Annotated in this window: 16 protein-coding genes; 5 read left to right on the top strand and 11 right to left on the bottom strand. The window is 60.1% G+C overall.

Features of this window, described 5'->3' with window-relative positions; all coding sequences use genetic code 11:
• Positions 1-77: 77 nt before the first annotated feature.
• Positions 78-308, bottom strand: a complete 231-nt coding sequence (locus KP003_RS13835; RefSeq protein ID WP_216500689.1) for a hypothetical protein — start codon at positions 306-308, stop codon at positions 78-80.
• Between the two features lie 425 nt (positions 309-733).
• On the opposite strand from KP003_RS13835, the gene KP003_RS13830 reads away from it, so the two are divergent.
• The gene (locus KP003_RS13830; RefSeq protein WP_216500688.1) at positions 734-1,567 is read left to right on the top strand and encodes a transporter family protein; all 834 of its coding nucleotides are present in this window, start codon (positions 734-736) and stop codon (positions 1,565-1,567) included.
• Between the two features lie 65 nt (positions 1,568-1,632).
• Here the strand turns inward: KP003_RS13830 and KP003_RS13825 are convergent, their stop codons facing one another.
• Positions 1,633-2,541: an AEC family transporter gene (locus KP003_RS13825; RefSeq protein WP_216788824.1), complete on the bottom strand. Its 909-nt coding sequence runs from the start codon at positions 2,539-2,541 to the stop codon at positions 1,633-1,635.
• Positions 2,542-2,592: 51 nt separating this feature from the next.
• Positions 2,593-2,850 carry a hypothetical protein gene (locus tag KP003_RS13820; protein ID WP_216500686.1) on the bottom strand — a complete coding sequence of 86 codons (258 nt, stop codon included), beginning with the start codon at positions 2,848-2,850 and terminating at the stop codon, positions 2,593-2,595.
• Between the two features lie 267 nt (positions 2,851-3,117).
• Between KP003_RS13820 and KP003_RS13815 the strand changes: the two genes are divergently transcribed.
• Together KP003_RS13815 and KP003_RS13810 are read left to right on the top strand one after the other, a co-directional pair.
• On the top strand, positions 3,118-3,756 hold the full coding sequence (locus tag KP003_RS13815) for an NADPH-dependent F420 reductase (protein WP_216500685.1): 639 nt from the start codon (positions 3,118-3,120) through the stop codon (positions 3,754-3,756).
• Positions 3,757-3,912: 156 nt separating this feature from the next.
• Positions 3,913-4,566, top strand: a complete 654-nt coding sequence (locus tag KP003_RS13810; RefSeq protein ID WP_216788822.1) for a fibronectin type III domain-containing protein — start codon at positions 3,913-3,915, stop codon at positions 4,564-4,566.
• Between the two features lie 736 nt (positions 4,567-5,302).
• Here KP003_RS13810 and KP003_RS13805 read toward each other — a convergent pair.
• Positions 5,303-6,265, bottom strand: a complete 963-nt coding sequence (locus KP003_RS13805; protein ID WP_216788819.1) for an SGNH/GDSL hydrolase family protein — start codon at positions 6,263-6,265, stop codon at positions 5,303-5,305.
• A gap of 425 nt (positions 6,266-6,690) precedes the next feature.
• On the opposite strand from KP003_RS13805, the gene KP003_RS13800 reads away from it, so the two are divergent.
• Positions 6,691-7,473 (top strand): enoyl-CoA hydratase-related protein, encoded by a 783-nt coding sequence (locus KP003_RS13800; RefSeq protein WP_216788816.1) that lies wholly within the window; start codon positions 6,691-6,693, stop codon positions 7,471-7,473.
• A 38-nt stretch (positions 7,474-7,511) separates the two neighbouring features.
• Here the strand turns inward: KP003_RS13800 and KP003_RS13795 are convergent, their stop codons facing one another.
• Entirely contained in the window at positions 7,512-8,270 is a 759-nt protein-coding gene (locus KP003_RS13795; protein ID WP_239027536.1) for an AraC family transcriptional regulator, read from the bottom strand.
• A 133-nt stretch (positions 8,271-8,403) separates the two neighbouring features.
• On the opposite strand from KP003_RS13795, the gene KP003_RS13790 reads away from it, so the two are divergent.
• The gene (locus KP003_RS13790; RefSeq protein WP_216788813.1) at positions 8,404-9,177 is read left to right on the top strand and encodes a class I SAM-dependent methyltransferase; all 774 of its coding nucleotides are present in this window, start codon (positions 8,404-8,406) and stop codon (positions 9,175-9,177) included.
• A gap of 102 nt (positions 9,178-9,279) precedes the next feature.
• On the opposite strand, the gene KP003_RS13785 is transcribed toward KP003_RS13790, so the two are convergent.
• From KP003_RS13785 to KP003_RS13760, 6 genes are all read right to left on the bottom strand, one after another.
• Positions 9,280-10,356 carry a hypothetical protein gene (locus KP003_RS13785; protein WP_216788811.1) on the bottom strand — a complete coding sequence of 359 codons (1,077 nt, stop codon included), beginning with the start codon at positions 10,354-10,356 and terminating at the stop codon, positions 9,280-9,282.
• 74 nt (positions 10,357-10,430) lie between these two features.
• Complete coding sequence (locus KP003_RS13780) at positions 10,431-11,936, bottom strand: patatin-like phospholipase family protein (protein ID WP_216788809.1); 1,506 nt, start codon at positions 11,934-11,936, stop codon at positions 10,431-10,433.
• Positions 11,927-12,163: a hypothetical protein gene (locus tag KP003_RS13775; protein ID WP_216500676.1), complete on the bottom strand. Its 237-nt coding sequence runs from the start codon at positions 12,161-12,163 to the stop codon at positions 11,927-11,929. The genes KP003_RS13780 and KP003_RS13775 overlap by 10 nt, the downstream gene beginning before the upstream one ends.
• Before the next feature lie 403 nt (positions 12,164-12,566).
• The gene (locus KP003_RS13770) at positions 12,567-12,887 is read right to left on the bottom strand and encodes a DUF2442 domain-containing protein (RefSeq protein ID WP_216788808.1); all 321 of its coding nucleotides are present in this window, start codon (positions 12,885-12,887) and stop codon (positions 12,567-12,569) included.
• Positions 12,888-12,897: 10 nt separating this feature from the next.
• Positions 12,898-13,164, bottom strand: a complete 267-nt coding sequence (locus KP003_RS13765; RefSeq protein ID WP_216788806.1) for a DUF4160 domain-containing protein — start codon at positions 13,162-13,164, stop codon at positions 12,898-12,900.
• A 263-nt stretch (positions 13,165-13,427) separates the two neighbouring features.
• A complete protein-coding gene (locus KP003_RS13760) occupies positions 13,428-15,662 on the bottom strand; it encodes a vitamin B12-dependent ribonucleotide reductase (RefSeq protein WP_216500675.1) in 2,235 nt (744 codons plus the stop codon).
• Positions 15,663-15,734: the final 72 nt, after the last annotated feature.

Genomic DNA, 15,734 nt, shown 5'->3' with positions numbered 1-15,734 from the left:
GTATGGGAACCCGGGCAGCGGCTTCGCGCCGCTGCGGGACCGGGTTTCCCGGTGGCCGCCGGTCGTCCCGAGCCTCGCTAGTACTCCCTGGAGGGCTCCGCGTAGGAGCATTCGGGGTTCTGCCTGATGTGCACGAAGTGCGCGACGTGCTTGTCGCCGGCCGCGCGTGGGCGTACCGGCTTGCCGCACTTGTCGCACTCGAAGACGAGGGCGTGCCGGTGTTCCGGCGTCGCTCCGTCCCTCACGGCCAGCGCCTTGTCGACGGTGATGACGTGGCCGAAAAACTTGCATTGCAATGCGAGACTCATTGTCCTGCTCCTTTGCGGATTTGTTCGGGAACTGCTCCTCTCGGAGGGGCGCTGTCAACGGCCCCTTCTTCATGAGCTAGAACAATGTATTATTTTTCTTCTTTTTTGTCAATCCCGGCGGTATGGGGACTTTGCAAAGAAGGGAGGGGTGTGCTCACCCTAAAGCCCTGCGCGGGTGCGAAACGCTGTAAACGCCGTTTATGGGGAGGTGGCGGCCGAAGCGCCGTGCCCTCTTTCGGAAAAGGTGCCGGTGCTGCGCCGTTTAGGGTTGTAATATCGGGATGTTCTGTTGTATTAAAAGTTTTTGCCCCTTCGTTGTCTTAGGTGCGGCCGCATCGGGGCCTGGCGGATCACGGCTCCCGGTTGATACGTCACACCTGCGGGCAACGTCGGCGGATAATTTCAATGCAGGAGGAGACTGTTACATGAAGAAGATGGTATTGGCAGTACTGGGCGGGATACTTATGACAACGGCCACCGCGCATGCGGAGCACAAGCTGCTGGTCACGGATGTCCTGGATAAGAAGCAGGTCGAGGCACAGGCGCAGTTCGAGTACTCCCACACCAAAGGTGACATAAGCGGCCTCGGGGAAACCGGGAAGGTGACCGCGAACACCACCGAATCGCTCTACTCCGTGGGGGTCGGTCTCGGCCACGGCCTGGAAGTCTCCGCTTCCCTCCCCTACGTTTTCAGCGAGCGGGTCAAGGTGCAGATGGACGGGTTCGCCCCGGAACAGGAGAAGCGTGACGGCTTCGGCGATTTCGCGCTCGAGGCGAAATACCGCCTGCTGGGCGGCGAAGAGGCGCCGTACACCGTGGTGGCCGGCCTGGGGCTGAAGTTCGATACCGCCGGTGACAGCGAGGCGGGTACCGGCACCACCGATGTTAGTCCCTTCATCGCGGCGAGCGCGAACCTCGGGCACCACAACATCCCCTACGCCGTCTACCGGGCCACCATCAGAAACCACGGCGACCAGGACACCCACACCCTGTCCCTGGGCTTCGAGAAGGAACTGAGCCACACCGTGACCATCGACGCCAAGATGGACGCGAACTTCAACACCGCAACCCGTGATGTCACCGCCAACGAGGACTTCACCTTCGAAGTGGCGAGCTACCTCCAGATGGCGCACAACTTCTACCTGCTGCCGAGTGTCGCCTACGTGGTCGCGACCGACGCCAGGGAAAAGAACCTCGACATCCACGTCGGCTCCGCCGACGGGTTCCGTGCCGGACTTTCCCTTTACTACCTGTTCTAGCATTATTTAGAAGCGGACCATTGGCCACGGAGGGTTTCACGTTTTCTCCGTGGCCAAAGTTTTATTCAGGACCCAAGGCGCGTCAGCCAGTAGATGGCGGGGAGGGTACCGAAGGAGAGGATGATGCCGATGCCGATCATGGCTACGGCGAGATCCGCCTCCATGCCGGCGACGACGGCAAGGGCGCCGGCGGTCACCATGGGGGGCATGGCCGCCTCCAGGACCGAGACGTCGACCACCATGCCGGCGAGCCCGGCCAAGCGGCAGACCGCCAGGGCCGCCAGCGGCGCGAGCAGGAGTTTCATGGCCAGCCCGAAGCTCAGCGGCCCGATCACCCTGCGCGGCAGCCTCAGCCGCATCTGCATGCCGATCGCGGTCATCACCACCGGCACCAGCGTAAGCGAGATGTTCTGCAGTGCCTGGGCGAATTTCTCGGGGTAGGGCCAGCCGCGGGCCAAAAGTCCCGCCATGAGGGCGATGCTCGGCGGAAAGAAGAGCATCTTGCGGACCATCGCCGAGAGCTTCACCGAGCCGTCCTTGCCGTAGAGGGCGAGGATGAAGGAACCGTAGGTGACCATGATGATCATCGTCCCCAACTGGTCGTAGATGATCAGGTAGGGGAGCCCTGCGGCGCCAAAGAAGGCCTGGATCATGGGCACGCCCAGAAACGAGGTGTTCCCAAGCGGCACCACCAGGAGCAGCACCCCGACCGTCGCCCGGTCCCAGCGCCACAGGCGCGCCGCGGAGAGCACCGACGCGACGGAGAGGAACAGCATCCCCCAGGGTACCAGCGCCGCGGTCAGGATCTCACGGGAGAACGCGATCTGCGGCACCTTGAGGAGTATCAGCGCCGGCAACGAGACGTAGAGAGCGAACATGTTGAGGGTCTGAGCCGAGTCCTTGGGGAAGGCCTCGAGGCGGCGAAAGAGCATCCCCAAAAGGACGAAGACCCCGATCAGTACGAAATTTTCCATTACTACCAGCTTCTCCTGCCCAAGTGGCGCTTGAGCGGCGGCAGCGCCGCCTTACGCCGTTTTCGGGAGAAAATCCTCCCTTTTTTCCGACTGGACCCGCAGGGCTACCGGCTTCCTTGCGAAGTCGGCCAGGCCCTGCGCCACCCGCGCGCCGTCCAGGATGATCGGCTCCAGCGTGGTCCGCCGCGCGAAAATCACCTTCCTGCCGAGTTTGTCAAAGCCGAAGGCCTCGAATCCCTTGGGGTAGGCCTCGATGTGAATGACCATTTCCGCGACGTTACCCAAGATGCTGCGTTTTATGTTTGCCACGGCAACCCCTCCAGTGACGATAACGATCTTGCATCCTTTGCTGTAACACAGCGAACCTGCCGTCACAAGAAAAAGAACGCGCGCCGAATCCTGACACGCGCGTCTTTGGCGTCTCTCCCCAGGCAGTCGGCTGCCCCCGGCTTACAAGCGATCTGCCAGGATTATAAGACCTGGAAGCGGGACGCCGCCAGGGAGTATACTCTTTAAAGGAGGAAATTTCGTAAGTGAAGGAGGGGGCGCAGATCAGCGAACGAGGAGGATCCGAACATGAGAATTACAAAGATAGGCATCGTCGGATCGGGCAACATCGGCGGTAACTTGGGCATATTGTTGGGCAAGGCGGGCTACGAGGTTTGCTTCAGCTCAAGGCACCCCGAGAACCTGCAGGAATTGGTGACGGCCGCCGGGCCTGCTGCCCGGGCCGGGACCGTAGCGGAAGCGATCGCCTTTGGCGATGTCGTTCTTCTTTCGGTGCCGCTCAAGGCGTACCGGGACCTGGACAACCAAACGAAGCAGGCCTTGAAAGGGAAGATCGTCATCGACACCTCCAACCCCTACCCTGACCGGGACGGGGCGATGGCGTTGGAAGCGAGACAGGACCCGGGGGGGATGGGGAGCGTGGTGGCCCGTTTGCTTCCCGGAGCTAGGATCGTGCGGGCCTTCAACACGGTCTATTTCGAAGACCTGAAGCAGACGGTGAACAGTAAAGGCGACAAGATCGGCATCCCGATCGCCGGTGACGATCAGGAAGCAGTGGAAGCCGCGGTCGAGTTGGCCCGGAACGTGGGGCTGGACCCGGTCGTAGTGGGCGGATTGACTGCGTCCAAGCTCTTCGACGTCGGCACCCCGGTCTATGCGACCAGCGCCTCCGCGCCGGAGATCAAGGCGAAGTTGAGAATAGAGTAGACCCCGCCCGAGCCGGGGAGGCCTCGTATGCCAGGCCCCCCCGGTTTTGCAGACTCCACCCCATAGCCATAATCCATGACACGTTTCAAGTCCCCCTTGACAGCCACATAGTCCTGTGTAAAATTAGGAAATTCAAATTTTACAGGAGGAATAAGCATGAGCGTATTCGATAAATTCGTGATGAACCATGCGGACATGGATCCCCCGGAATTGGTCCTTTGGCTCGATGACGCTGCCACTTTGCAAGCTGCGCATCCAAAGATCAGTACCCAAAAGGACGGATGGGTTCCGGGAGCGGATCAATTCAGGGGGCACAAAGAGGCGATCTCAAGGGAATGGGAGAGAGCCACCGCCCTGAACCAGTTGACAACCAAGGAGCTCGATGCGGTGATCTCGGCCGCGTTGGAGGACGTGCACATCAACGCAAGCTATCTCGTCCTCAGGGCGAAGCATGAGAAAGATGACGCCTGGCTCCACAACAACGGGTACCAGCCGAAGGAAAAGACAAAGAGGACGTACGACAGGTCCGTCGGCTCCGTCGCATTGATGCTGAGGGCGAAGAACGGGCCGAACATCGGGGAGGTTACCTTGATCTGGGTTAGAGACCCTGGGGCCGGCTCCTATCTATTGCAGATCTGCAAGGGGCATCCCCAAGGCGAAGAATCGTACGCGGATTACGGATACCTGAAGAAGGTCCGGACCGTCGTCGGCAATCTGGAAAGGGCGAGCTGGTACTACTTCCGGATTAGGAGTATCGGCAACAACGAACTCGGCCCCTGGAGTGAACCGGTGGCCATCATCGTAACCTAGCCCCTCATAAACCCCATCTAAAAGGCCGGACCCTCATGTGAGAACCGGCCTCATTTCACATCCTTTCAACGAATCCCGACAAAATTAACAGGAAGCAACATCGGCCGCGATTGCAATCTTCGTAGCACGTTCACAACGTCGCGTCGCGTTCGCAATCTCCGTGGTGCGGATCGCAACCGTCGCGCCGCGTTCGCAATCTCTGCGGAGCGGATCGCAACCGTCGCGCCGCGTTCGCAATCTCTGCGGAGCGGATCGCAACCGTCGCGCCGCGTTCGCAATCTCTGCGGAGCGGATCGCAACCGTCGCGCCGCGTTCGCAATCTCCGTGGAGCGGATCGCAACCGTCGCGCTGCGTTCGCAATCTCCGTGGTCTGGATCGCAAACATCGCGTCGCGTTCGCGATCTCCGTGGTGCGGATCGCAAACGTCACGTTGCGTTCGCAATCTCCGCGGTATGGATCGCAAACATCGGGTCGCGTTCGCAATCTCCGTGGTATGGATCGCAACCGTCGCGCTGCGTTCGCAATCTCCGTGGTCTGGATCGCAAACATCGCGCTGCGTTCGCAATCTCCGTGGTCTGGATCGCAACCGTCGCGTCGCGTTCGCAATCTCCGTGGTCTGGATCGCAAACATCGCGTTGCGTTCGCGATCTCCATGGCGCGGTTAGCGCAGGAGCTGCCGTGACAAACGAAAAAACCGGAGCTCCTATTTCGGAGGCTCCGGTTTCTTTTTGATCGGTTACTTCGCCAACTCTGAGAGCGCCTGCTGTGCAATGACACCATGCACCTTTTCGGTTGGATGGATGCCGTCCCAGAATATGAAGGTATCAGGATTCTTGCAGGCGTAGGGAGGCGAGCCGGGGGTCAGGCAGGGGGAGTCGACGACGCTAAAACCGAAGTCCTCCGGATTGGTGACCAGTTCATCGAGTTTGCTGAAAAAGCCGACCTTCACCACCTGCAGGTCGGTGAGCTGGGCGGACATCGACGTCAGCAGGTAGTCGAGGAGGAAGTTGTAGTACAGTGACAACTGATGCGCGGCGGCCGCCGCTCCCGGCATCGCCTTGTCGGTGGCGAGGAGCGCCGGTGTGAGCGAGAGGTCCGGTGCGTTGCAAACCAGGAACTTCCTGGCCCCGGCGTTGTAGAGGGCGGCAATGTTGGCCTGCAGGGTGGCCACCGCCTGTTCGACGATGGCGGGGTCCTGGGCCTCCAGTGCGTCCCTGATGTCGTTGCTGCCGAATTCCACCACGTAGAGCGCGTTGGGCGGGGCCTGTCCGCCGAAAACGTTGAGGAAAGTGGTGACCTCGAAGGTCATGGTGGCCTCTCCAGCCTTGTCGTGGGCCCTGGCGCCACCGATTGCGTAATTGGTCGCGTCGAAACCGAGGTCCCTGAAGGCCGGGCGGGTATTGTCTGAAAGCGAGAATTGTCGTGCCAGCTGTTCCACCCATGTTGCGCCGTTGCTGAAGTGGTGGCCGCCCTTGGCGTAGGGGAGGTCGGGCACGAGGAGCTGGTCCAGCAGCTGGTAGGGCGGGGTGTTTGCCTTGCCCACGAAGACGAAGGCGTTGCCCGGATCGGAAAGACTGTCCCCGAACACCACGATGCGGTCGAAGGACGTCTGTGCCGAGGCCCATCCCGCGGGCACCAGGAGCACGAAGGCCAGTAGAATTCCTAGGATCGCCGGTCTCTTCAAGATAATCATTGCCATAGAATCCTCCTTTGATAGTCACTGCATAGTGAAACACCAAAGATCGTATCCCTGCGTCCTAGCCGCCCCTCCTTTCTGCAGGTGCAATGACAACAAGTGTAAGGCTTCCCGTCGATTCTTCAAGCCGAAGCGGGCCATGATGCGTAGGTAAAAGGCAGCGTTGAGCTTTATGAGATAGAGGATTTTCTGTGGTCGTGTCGATCACGAACCCGCGCTTGCTTCAGGGGCTCCGGTCAGGAAATCCCTATTGATCACTTCATCTTTGACAGGGATGGAGGATCTTGTCTTTCGAGATACATCTCCCGCAAAGAGCAAAAACTGATTTTTCAAGACCTGGCACTGGTGGGTCTGCCGGTTTCCGGGTATGCTCATCTGCGTCAAGAGAGACCGACGGAGAGGACTCTCTTTCAGGCAAGGAGGGGAGAATGGAATTGGAAAATCTGCTTCTGGAAGTTACTGACCACATTGCGACGGTGACGGTGAACCGCCCCACGGCAATGAACGCCATGACGCCGGGGACCTTGGAGGAACTGCAGCAAGTGGTCACCGAGATAGAGCGCAACGACGGGATCCGCGCCGCGGTGGTGACCGGGGCGGGCGCAAAGGCCTTCGTCGCTGGCGCTGATATCGGCCTCATGCGGGACATGACCTCGACACAGGCGCGCGACCTGGCTCTCAAGGCCCACGGCATCTTCGCCGCCATCGAGCGCTCTTCCAAACCGTTCATAGCCGCGGTGAACGGCTACGCCCTGGGGGGAGGGTGCGAACTTGCCATGGCCTGCGATATCCGCATCGCTTCCGACAACGCCAGGTTCGGACAGCCCGAGGTCAACATCGGCATCCTCCCCGGCTTCGGCGGCTCGCAACGGCTCCCCCGCCTGGTCGGTAAGGGGCGCGCCCTGGAGATCATCCTGACCGGCGAGATGGTCGATGCCGCGGAGGCCCTGCGCATCGGTCTGGTGAACAAGGTGGTGCCGCAGCAGGAGTTGCTGGGCGAAGCGCAGAGGCTGGCGGCCAAGATCGCCGCCAAGGGGCGGGTTGCCGTGAGGCTTTGCAAGGAGGCGGTGGTCAACGGCCTGGAAATGGACCTGGCCCGGGCCTGCGCCTACGAGGCGGAACTCTTCGGCTACAGCTTCGCCACGGCGGACCAGAAGGAGGGGATGGGCGCCTTCCTTGAGAAACGAGCGCCGGTTTTCCTTGACCGCTAGGCACGAACAAGGGGCAGAGGCGGTAGCTTTGCCGGTGTTCAGCCGAGGTCGATTTTACTGCAGTTCATGCTGCCGCTGAGATATTGTCCGGGGGAGGCGCCTAGGGCCTGGCGGAACATGTCGATGAAGGCGCTGAGGCTTTGGTAACCGAGGTCGAAGGCGACTGTCGTCACGCTCTGTCCGCTTGCCAGTCGCTCTATCGCCTCCTGCAGGATCAGCCGCTTCTTCCATGCCCCGAAGGTAAGGCCGGTTTCGCGGATGAAAAGCCTCGCCAGGGTGCGGGGACTGGTGCAGGCGACTGAGGCCAGCCCCTCGATGGTCTCGATGCCGCCAGGGTCCGCGATCATCCTCTCTATGGCCCGCTGCAGACGCTCGTCATGCCCCATGGGGAGACGCAATTCGGTCGGCTCGGCCTGGCACAACTCGTCGACGAGCACCATCATGAGCCGATATCCCGAACTCTCGGGTAGATAGCTCTCGCCGACGGTAACCGCCTTGAGAATCAGCTCCCGCAAGAGGGGGGATACCTTGAGGATGGTGCACTCGTTGGGCAACCTGCCGGATACGCCTCTCTCCAGGAACAGATTCCTTAGCGACACTTCCCCGGGAAAATAGACCTCGTGCTCGACATCGGGGGGAACCCATACCGCCTGAGACGGAGGGACCACGAGCACTTCTTTGCCGCTCACCACCCTCATCACGCCTCGGCTGGCGTAGATGAGCTGGCCGCGGGGGTGGGCGTGGGGCGCGGCACACCCGGCATGTTTTACCTCCATGGACAGAGGTATAATCGGCAAATGCGGGTCCGTTCTCCAGCCGATTTCAATGGGCGCCAGTTTTGGCAGTTTCGCGACACTCATTGGCCGTATATAGCAAGACAGCCAGGGCGATTGCAAGCTATTGTGATCATCATTTGAAAAGGGGGGGACGATGACCAACGATAAAGAGCAGGCGCACCGGGAGAAGATCATAGAGCAATTCTCCCAGCAGGCCGTACCGTTCACCCAGGTCCCGGGGCATCACGATGCGCTGCAGGCGCTGGTCGAATTGTCGGGAGTCGGAGAGCGGGATGAGGTGCTGGACGTGGCCTGCGGCCCGGGGATGGTTGCCTGCGCGTTTGCCAGGCGTGCCAGGCAGGTGACGGGAGTGGACATCACCCCCGCCATGATCGAGCAGGCCAGGCAGCGTCAAGCCGAACAGCAGCTTGCCAACCTCACCTGGGACATCGGCACCGCCGTTCCGCTGCCTTACCCGGATGATTCCTTCTCCCTGGTCCTCACCCGCTACAGTTTTCACCATCTCCTGGACCCGCAGGGGGCTTTGGCCGAAATGATCCGGGTCTGCCGGCCGGGCGGCGCGGTAATGGTGGCCGATGTCGCCGTTCCTTCGGCAAAATCGGCCGCCTACGACCGGTTGGAGCTGATCCGCGACCCTTCCCATACCCATGCCTTGACCGAGGAAGAATTCTCGACGCTGTTCCAGCGCTCCGGTCTGGTTGACTGCCGCCGGAGTACTTACGGCGTGGATATCGAGCTGGAGACGCAGATACGGGCATCCTCCCCGAAGCCGGGGGACGACCAGGTGATCCGGGAGATGGTCACGGCGGACGTCGGTGTCGACAGCTTGGGGATCAACGCCCGCAGGGAAGACGGCAAGATCGTCTACACCGTGCCCATTGCGGTCTATGTCGGCAGAAAAAGGTAGTAAACGGGGAACGTATCTGAACCAACGCCCTTCGTGGTCGTCGACCTGGAAAAATCCGGACCTGGCCAGCGAGAGGTTGGCTGCTGCATGAAACGGCTGTTTTCAGCTCCGGAACAATCCTTTCAGCAGCTCGAAGATGCCCACCTTGTCCATGATGTAAGTGACAAGACCGACAGCAACCATAAACTGTGTCTTTGTCCACTGCCAGCGGGACTCGAGGATGCGGGCCTTCTCCATTGAGTGATCGATGAGCGCTGGGATGCCGAAGGAGTTGTAGGCCGCCTTGAGCAGGTGCTGGGCCTCGATCGATTGAACCGGGGGGAGCGTGACGAAAGAGGTCCTGATACGGCCGAGGGATTCCAGACGCCGGTTTACGATCCAAGGGTTCGGCAGATAAGCGCGCAGCGAAGCTGTGGTCACATCCATGCGGTCAGCCAAAGAACAGAGGGAGCGACGGAGGATGATGGCGCATTCATATACCAAGGCTGATCGCAACAGGGCGGTTTCATAGTTTTCGCCCACCCCGCCGTCATACACTGCAAGCGCGTCTGTCCAGCGTATAAAGAGCATTTCGTACTGACGGTCGCTGAGGTTTTGCCCTTCGATTGCGGCGAGCAACGCAGCTTCCTTTTGTCCCTCATAGTTTCCCGTAAGCCAGCGCCCCAGCTTGACCCGTTTTTCCCGACAGTCCATGATGTCAGCGACAGGTTCGGAGATTTTTACGCCGGTGAGCGGATAACGGCGCTCGCTTCGCCGGATTAAGACGCCGGAGCCTGAGGCGGCAATGGTATCCTCGAGGGTGCTCTTGAACTTTTCATAGGCGAGGTAGTGGCTGTCCCAGGCCTTTGTTTTTAAGTCCAGCGGATCGGCTCCATGAGGGGTGGCCTCCCAAATGCATAGAACCCCCACGGCATATTCACAACTCACCAGAAGGGAAGCTCTCAGCTCCGAGTTCATAAACATCTGAGAGAGGTCCATTCGCTCCATGCCGCGCAGGCACGTCTCCTCCCCGTCAGCCCAATCAAAGACCCATCTGAAGCTGCAGCAAAACTGCCCCATATTGGGCGACTCCCGATCTGACCATTGCCTGAGGAAACACAACTGGGCGTCCGATAAAATGTCACCTTCGAAGTCGATGTCAAAGAAGGAGATGTTGTCAACCCGTTCCACTGTCGGCATAAAACCTCCCGGATGTTAAGCGGCTGGTGGGGTGAGGACTCTGTCCGGACTGGCTCGGCCCATCCTGGTCTTGTTCAGTATTTGCCGCACACCTCGTTGATGAGTGCCTGGTCGATGGTGACCTGGTGCGGCTGCCACTTCGCGTCCACTCGCTTCATGACCTCCTGGAACCTTTCCGAGTTCATCAACAGGTACTGGGCCGAGACGCGCAACAGGCGCGTGGTCGGTTCCGGCAGCGAGAAGTTGGTCGGGAGCTCCTGCAGGCAGCGGCGCAGGTGCGGGTCGGGGATGTCATCGAAGGTAAGCTCGACAAAGCCATAATCGGTGGTGAGGGGATTGGGGATCGGTTCTGGCTCGGGGCCTCTCGCCGTGCCTCCCTGCTCGTCCGCGGGCCGGAATGCCTGCTTTAGCCGCGCGTTGCAGGAATCGATGGTCCGCCCCAACTGCTTCATCTGGTTGAAATGGCCGTCGGTGCTCTCCAGGCTGTCGAAAGAGACATCGTCCATGGGACCGTTCATGACCACGTCCAGGACCGCTCCCACGCCGGGAGGCGAACTCTTCGCGTCCCAACTCCGTTTCTTGGTGGTTTTCGCGTTGGCGGAGATGAAGATGATCCGCCCGATCCTTTCTCTGTTGATTTGCTTCACCAAGCTCCAGGCGCTGTCGAGCGTCGTTACCGCGGTGAACGGCCCCCTCAGGCCGAGGTTGTCCGAGAGCCCCCCGTCGAGCAGGTGGGCGTAACGACGGTCCGGTTCGCGGTAGGAGTGCGCGGCGGTCGCGTCGGCGATGCGGCGCTTGTCGCGGTTGCCGGGCTTGAGCGCTTCTTCGACCCAAAGCGGCAGCGGAACACAGCCATCCTTGTAGATGTTGAGCGTAAGCGGAGCGAAGGCGACCGGGAAATTGGATGAGGCGGCAACCCCCCGCGAGACGGAGACGCCTGAGAGGTCTGAGCAGAGCAGGTCGAACTGATCCTGGGTGAATTCGAAGCGGTGAGTGATGCCGATGTCGGTGGCGTTGAGCACCAGAAAGGGGGAACTCCCCCTGGGACGCTGAAGCAGCGCGCCGAAGCTCATCCCTTTGAAGATGGCATGGTCGTAGTACTCTTCGGCCATGTCGATGCGGCTGAAGTCAGGGGAAGCAAGGCGCCACCAGTTATACGGGTTGAACATCCTCCACACCAGCGCTCCCTGGATGTTCCGGGTCAGCACCTCTTTGGGAAAATCGGTGAAGAAGGTGTCGGGGAAGAGTGCGTAGTACGCAGAAGTGAAGCTGCCGCCTGAGACGGAGGAAACGATCTCCACGTCCTGGAGCAGGGACCGCTTGGAGGCATCAGGCGCAGTGTATGTGACCCTCTGAAGTTCCTCCATCAGCCCGAAGGAAAAGGCGGCGGCGCGGGTTCCCCCGCCGGAAAAGGCAAGGACGACGAAAGGTTTCTCCTTGCTTGGCGGCAGGCGCACAGTGTCGTAGCGATAGCCCGGCTGGGAGGACGAGGCTGGAGGATTGTCGTGGTAGTGGGCGCACCCGGCGCAGCAAAGGGCGGCAAATAGGAACAGCTTCAGCGGCAAAGTTCTCATGAACATCTGAAGTGCACCTCCTTGGGGCAGATCGGGTCGGTATCGCAGATGTTCACCTCCACCGTCTTCGGGACGCAGTTCCCCCCGTTTTGGCAGCGCAGCGAGATGATGTGTAATCCCGGATTGCACAGCTTGACCGAGACCTTGCCGTCTGCGTCCTTGTTGGTTCCCTGGCTCACGCCATCAACAAACACCTCACCGATGCCACGACAGCGACAGACGAAATATTCCATGGCTGACCTCTTAGATGTCTCAGTTGAGACGGGTGATAGCTGCGGGAAACCGATAGCCGTCGGACTTCTGTAGCCTTTCAATCCAAGTGATGCTCGTTACGTGTAGCGAAAGTGCAGAGGAGCGGTTCGAGTTGGGCGGCGGGATTGGTTGATTCTAACTCAGGTGGCGGGAAAGTAAACTGCGTGGGGTAGTGGGGGGGCACTTATATCACGATACAGAAGCCTCCTGGAACAGTTCAGGAGGCTTTTTTTCTGGGACATGAGGATGCCGGCATTCCGTTTGTTCCTGTCGGGTTCCTTGGAGGATCCCCGGCGGACTATTGAAATGCCGAAACATCCACCTGGGGCACGAAACCTTTAGCATACATATTCACGATGGAAACCGGAGTTAACAGGGAGAGGCTTACCTTCCATACTTTTCCCCGCTTTCGCCCACTGCAGAATCCGCCTCAGGCCGGTCTGTCGGACCTACACTTTTCATTGCAGGTTCTGTTGCCGTGCACTTTTGGTAGACATACTCGGGGTCAAGATCAGCACCGCAATCCCACTCCAAAGTGTCAAAGGAAACCTTCACCCGCTTGAACGCATCTCTATCTTTAAGCTTTTGGAAGACACCGAATTCCAAGAGGGGCTTCATGTCGAGAAACCCGGTTTCACCATTATCGAATACAACCCGTAAAATATAATCATCTTCCGGTATCACTTCCATTACCGCCGGATACATATCCACTCCTTTACTGAAGAGGCTGGATCTTCAAGGGGGCCTCGCCGTTCATGACGAGTTGCCAATCCGCTATTAACTCTTCCTGGTGCAATTCAGCCCACGCCAACACCAGCTTTACCTGCTTTCGTGGAAGCTCTCCTTCCATTATCTCACAAGTCCTTATATCGACTGAAGCTTTAAACTCGTTGTAATACACGTGAAAATGTGGCGGCGGATGCTCGCCTGGAGAGAAGTACATTCTGATTATGATGCCGAAGAAAATTGAGATTGTTGGCATCTGAGATCCTTTTAAAGGACGCTGTTCACGCTCCCTCACCCGCCCTTCGGGCACCCTCTCCCGGAGGGAGAGGGGATTGGTGGAAAGTCAGGAGCGATCCAAGTGGAAAGGGGGACCGCACCGCAATGCGTCGCTGCAGCATCTCTGCTGAAACGGCGTATGGCTGGTGGGGTCCCCCTTCGTTTGCTTCTACTTCTATTTGATGCTTTTTGCTCAGCCTGTCTTTCTAAGACCCCTCGCAATAGTAGCGTTCAACTGACTCGCTAGGCACACTCGGAGTAGCCGCAGACGCGGCATACTGCGCAGCCGCCTTCGTGCTCCACGACACCACCACACTCAGGGCAGGCGCCTCTCTCGAAGGCGGGGGCTTCGATGACTTCGGCATGACCGGTGAGGGCCAGGTGCGACTGGATCGCCTTGGCGACGGCGTCGGCGCAGGAAAGGACCTTGTTGTCGCCGAAACCGCTCGGGCTGTGGCAGGAGATGCCGAGGAGCTGCTTCACGACCTGACGGGCCTGCACGCCGCTTCTCCAGGCGAGCGATACCATGCGCCCGATGGCCTCGGACTGGCTCGCGGCGCAGCCGCCGGCTTTGCCCATGGTGGTGAAGACTTCGAAGAGACCGGAGGCGTCTTCGTTGATGGTGATGTACAGCGGACCGCAGCCGGTCTGCATCTGGTAGGTCCAACCCTTGAGCGCCTTGGGACGCTCGCGCTTGATGCTGCGCTTCTCTTCCGCGGTCAGGGGCACGGCGGCCTTGGGCTCTTCCTTCTTGCCGACGGAGAGCACCTGCTCGTCGCGGGAACCGTCGCGGTAGATGGTGACCCCCTTGCAGTTCATCTGGTAGGCCAGACGGTACACTTCCTCGACGTCCTCGATGGTGGCTTCACGCGGGAAGTTCACGGTCTTGGAGACGGCGTTGTCGGTGTGGCGCTGGAAGGCGGCCTGCATGGTGATGTGCTCTTCCGGGCTGATGTCGTGGGCGGTGACGAACACGTCGCGCACGTCCTCGGGGATGGCGCTGATGTCGTGCACGGTGCCGTGCTCGGCGATCCGCTGCATCAGCTCCTCGCTGTAGAAGCCCTGCTCCTTGGCGACTTTCTCGAACAGCGGGTTCACTTCGACCAGGATGTTCTTGTCCATCACCTGGCGCACGAAGCTGACCGCGAAGAGCGGCTCGACGCCGGAGGAGGCGTTGGCGATGATGGAGATGGTGCCGGTCGGGGCGATGGTGGTGACGGTCGCGTTCCTGATCGGATCGCCGCCCGGGACGTCGTACACGCTACCCTTGAAGTTGGGGAAGGGGCCGCGGGTCTTGGCGAGCTCGCGGGAGGCGATCTTTCCTTCCTCGTTGATGAACTGCATCACCTTCTCGCCCAGCTCGACGGACTCCTCGGAGCCGTAGGGGATGCCGAGCATGATCAGCATGTCGGCCCAACCCATGACGCCCAGACCGATCTTGCGGTTGGAGCGGGTCATCTCGTCGATCTGCGGCAGCGGGTAGTTGTTCACCTCGATGACGTTGTCCAGGAAGTGAACGGCGGTGCGCACGGTCTCCTTCAGCTTGTCCCAGTTCACCTTGCCGTGGACCACGAACTTGCCCAGGTTGATGGAGCCCAGGTTGCAGGACTCGTACGGGAGCAGCGGCTGCTCGCCGCAGGGGTTGGTGGACTCGATCTCGCCGATGTGCGGGGTCGGGTTGTCCTTGTTCAAGCGGTCCAGGAAGATGATCCCGGGCTCGCCGTTCTCCCAGGCCTGCTTAACGATGCGGGCGAACACCTTGCGCGCGTTCAGGGAGCCGGCCGGCTTCTTGTCGCGCGGGTTCATCAGGGTGTAGTCCTTGTCCGCGTCGACCGCCTTCATGAACTCCTCGGTGATGCCGACGGAGATGTTGAAGTTGTTCAGCTGGCGCTGGTCGTTCTTGCACATGATGAAGTCCATGATGTCCGGATGATCGACGCGCAGGATCGCCATGTTGGCGCCGCGACGGGTGCCGCCCTGCTTGATGGTCTCGGTGGCGACGTCGAACACCCTCATGAAGGAGAGGGGGCCGCTGGAGATGCCGGTGGTGGACATGACCACGTCGTTTGCCGGACGCAGGCGCGAGAAGGAGAAACCGGTGCCGCCGCCGGACTTGTGGATCAGCGCGGTGTACTTGACGGATTCGAAGATTTCCTCCATGCTGTCGCCCACGGGAAGCACGAAGCAGGCGGAGAGCTGCCCCAGTTCGCGACCGGCGTTCATCAGGGTCGGGGAGTTGGGGAGGAACTCGAAGTTGGTCATCATGCTGTAGAACCTGTCGGAGAGCGCCGAGATGTCCGCCTTCTTGTCGAACACGGTGTCCGCCTGCGCGATCGCCGTGGCCACGCGACGGAACATGTCGGATGCAGTCTCAAGGGGCTTCCCGGTCTGGTCCCTCTTCAAATAGCGCTTCTCCAGCACCGTCAATGCGTTCTTGGTGAGACCCGGGATCTGACCCTTTTCGACTGTTTTCTTCATAACCTTTCGTCCTCCTTGGAATATTCAACATGTAGCCATGTCATTTGCTTGGGGCCCTACATTTTGTGGGCG

Source organism: Geomonas diazotrophica, from assembly GCF_019063885.1.
GTDB lineage: Bacteria > Desulfobacterota > Desulfuromonadia > Geobacterales > Geobacteraceae > Geomonas > Geomonas diazotrophica.
The sequence above is the reverse complement of the archived record's forward strand: the minus strand, read 5'-3'. Positions and strand labels throughout refer to the sequence as shown.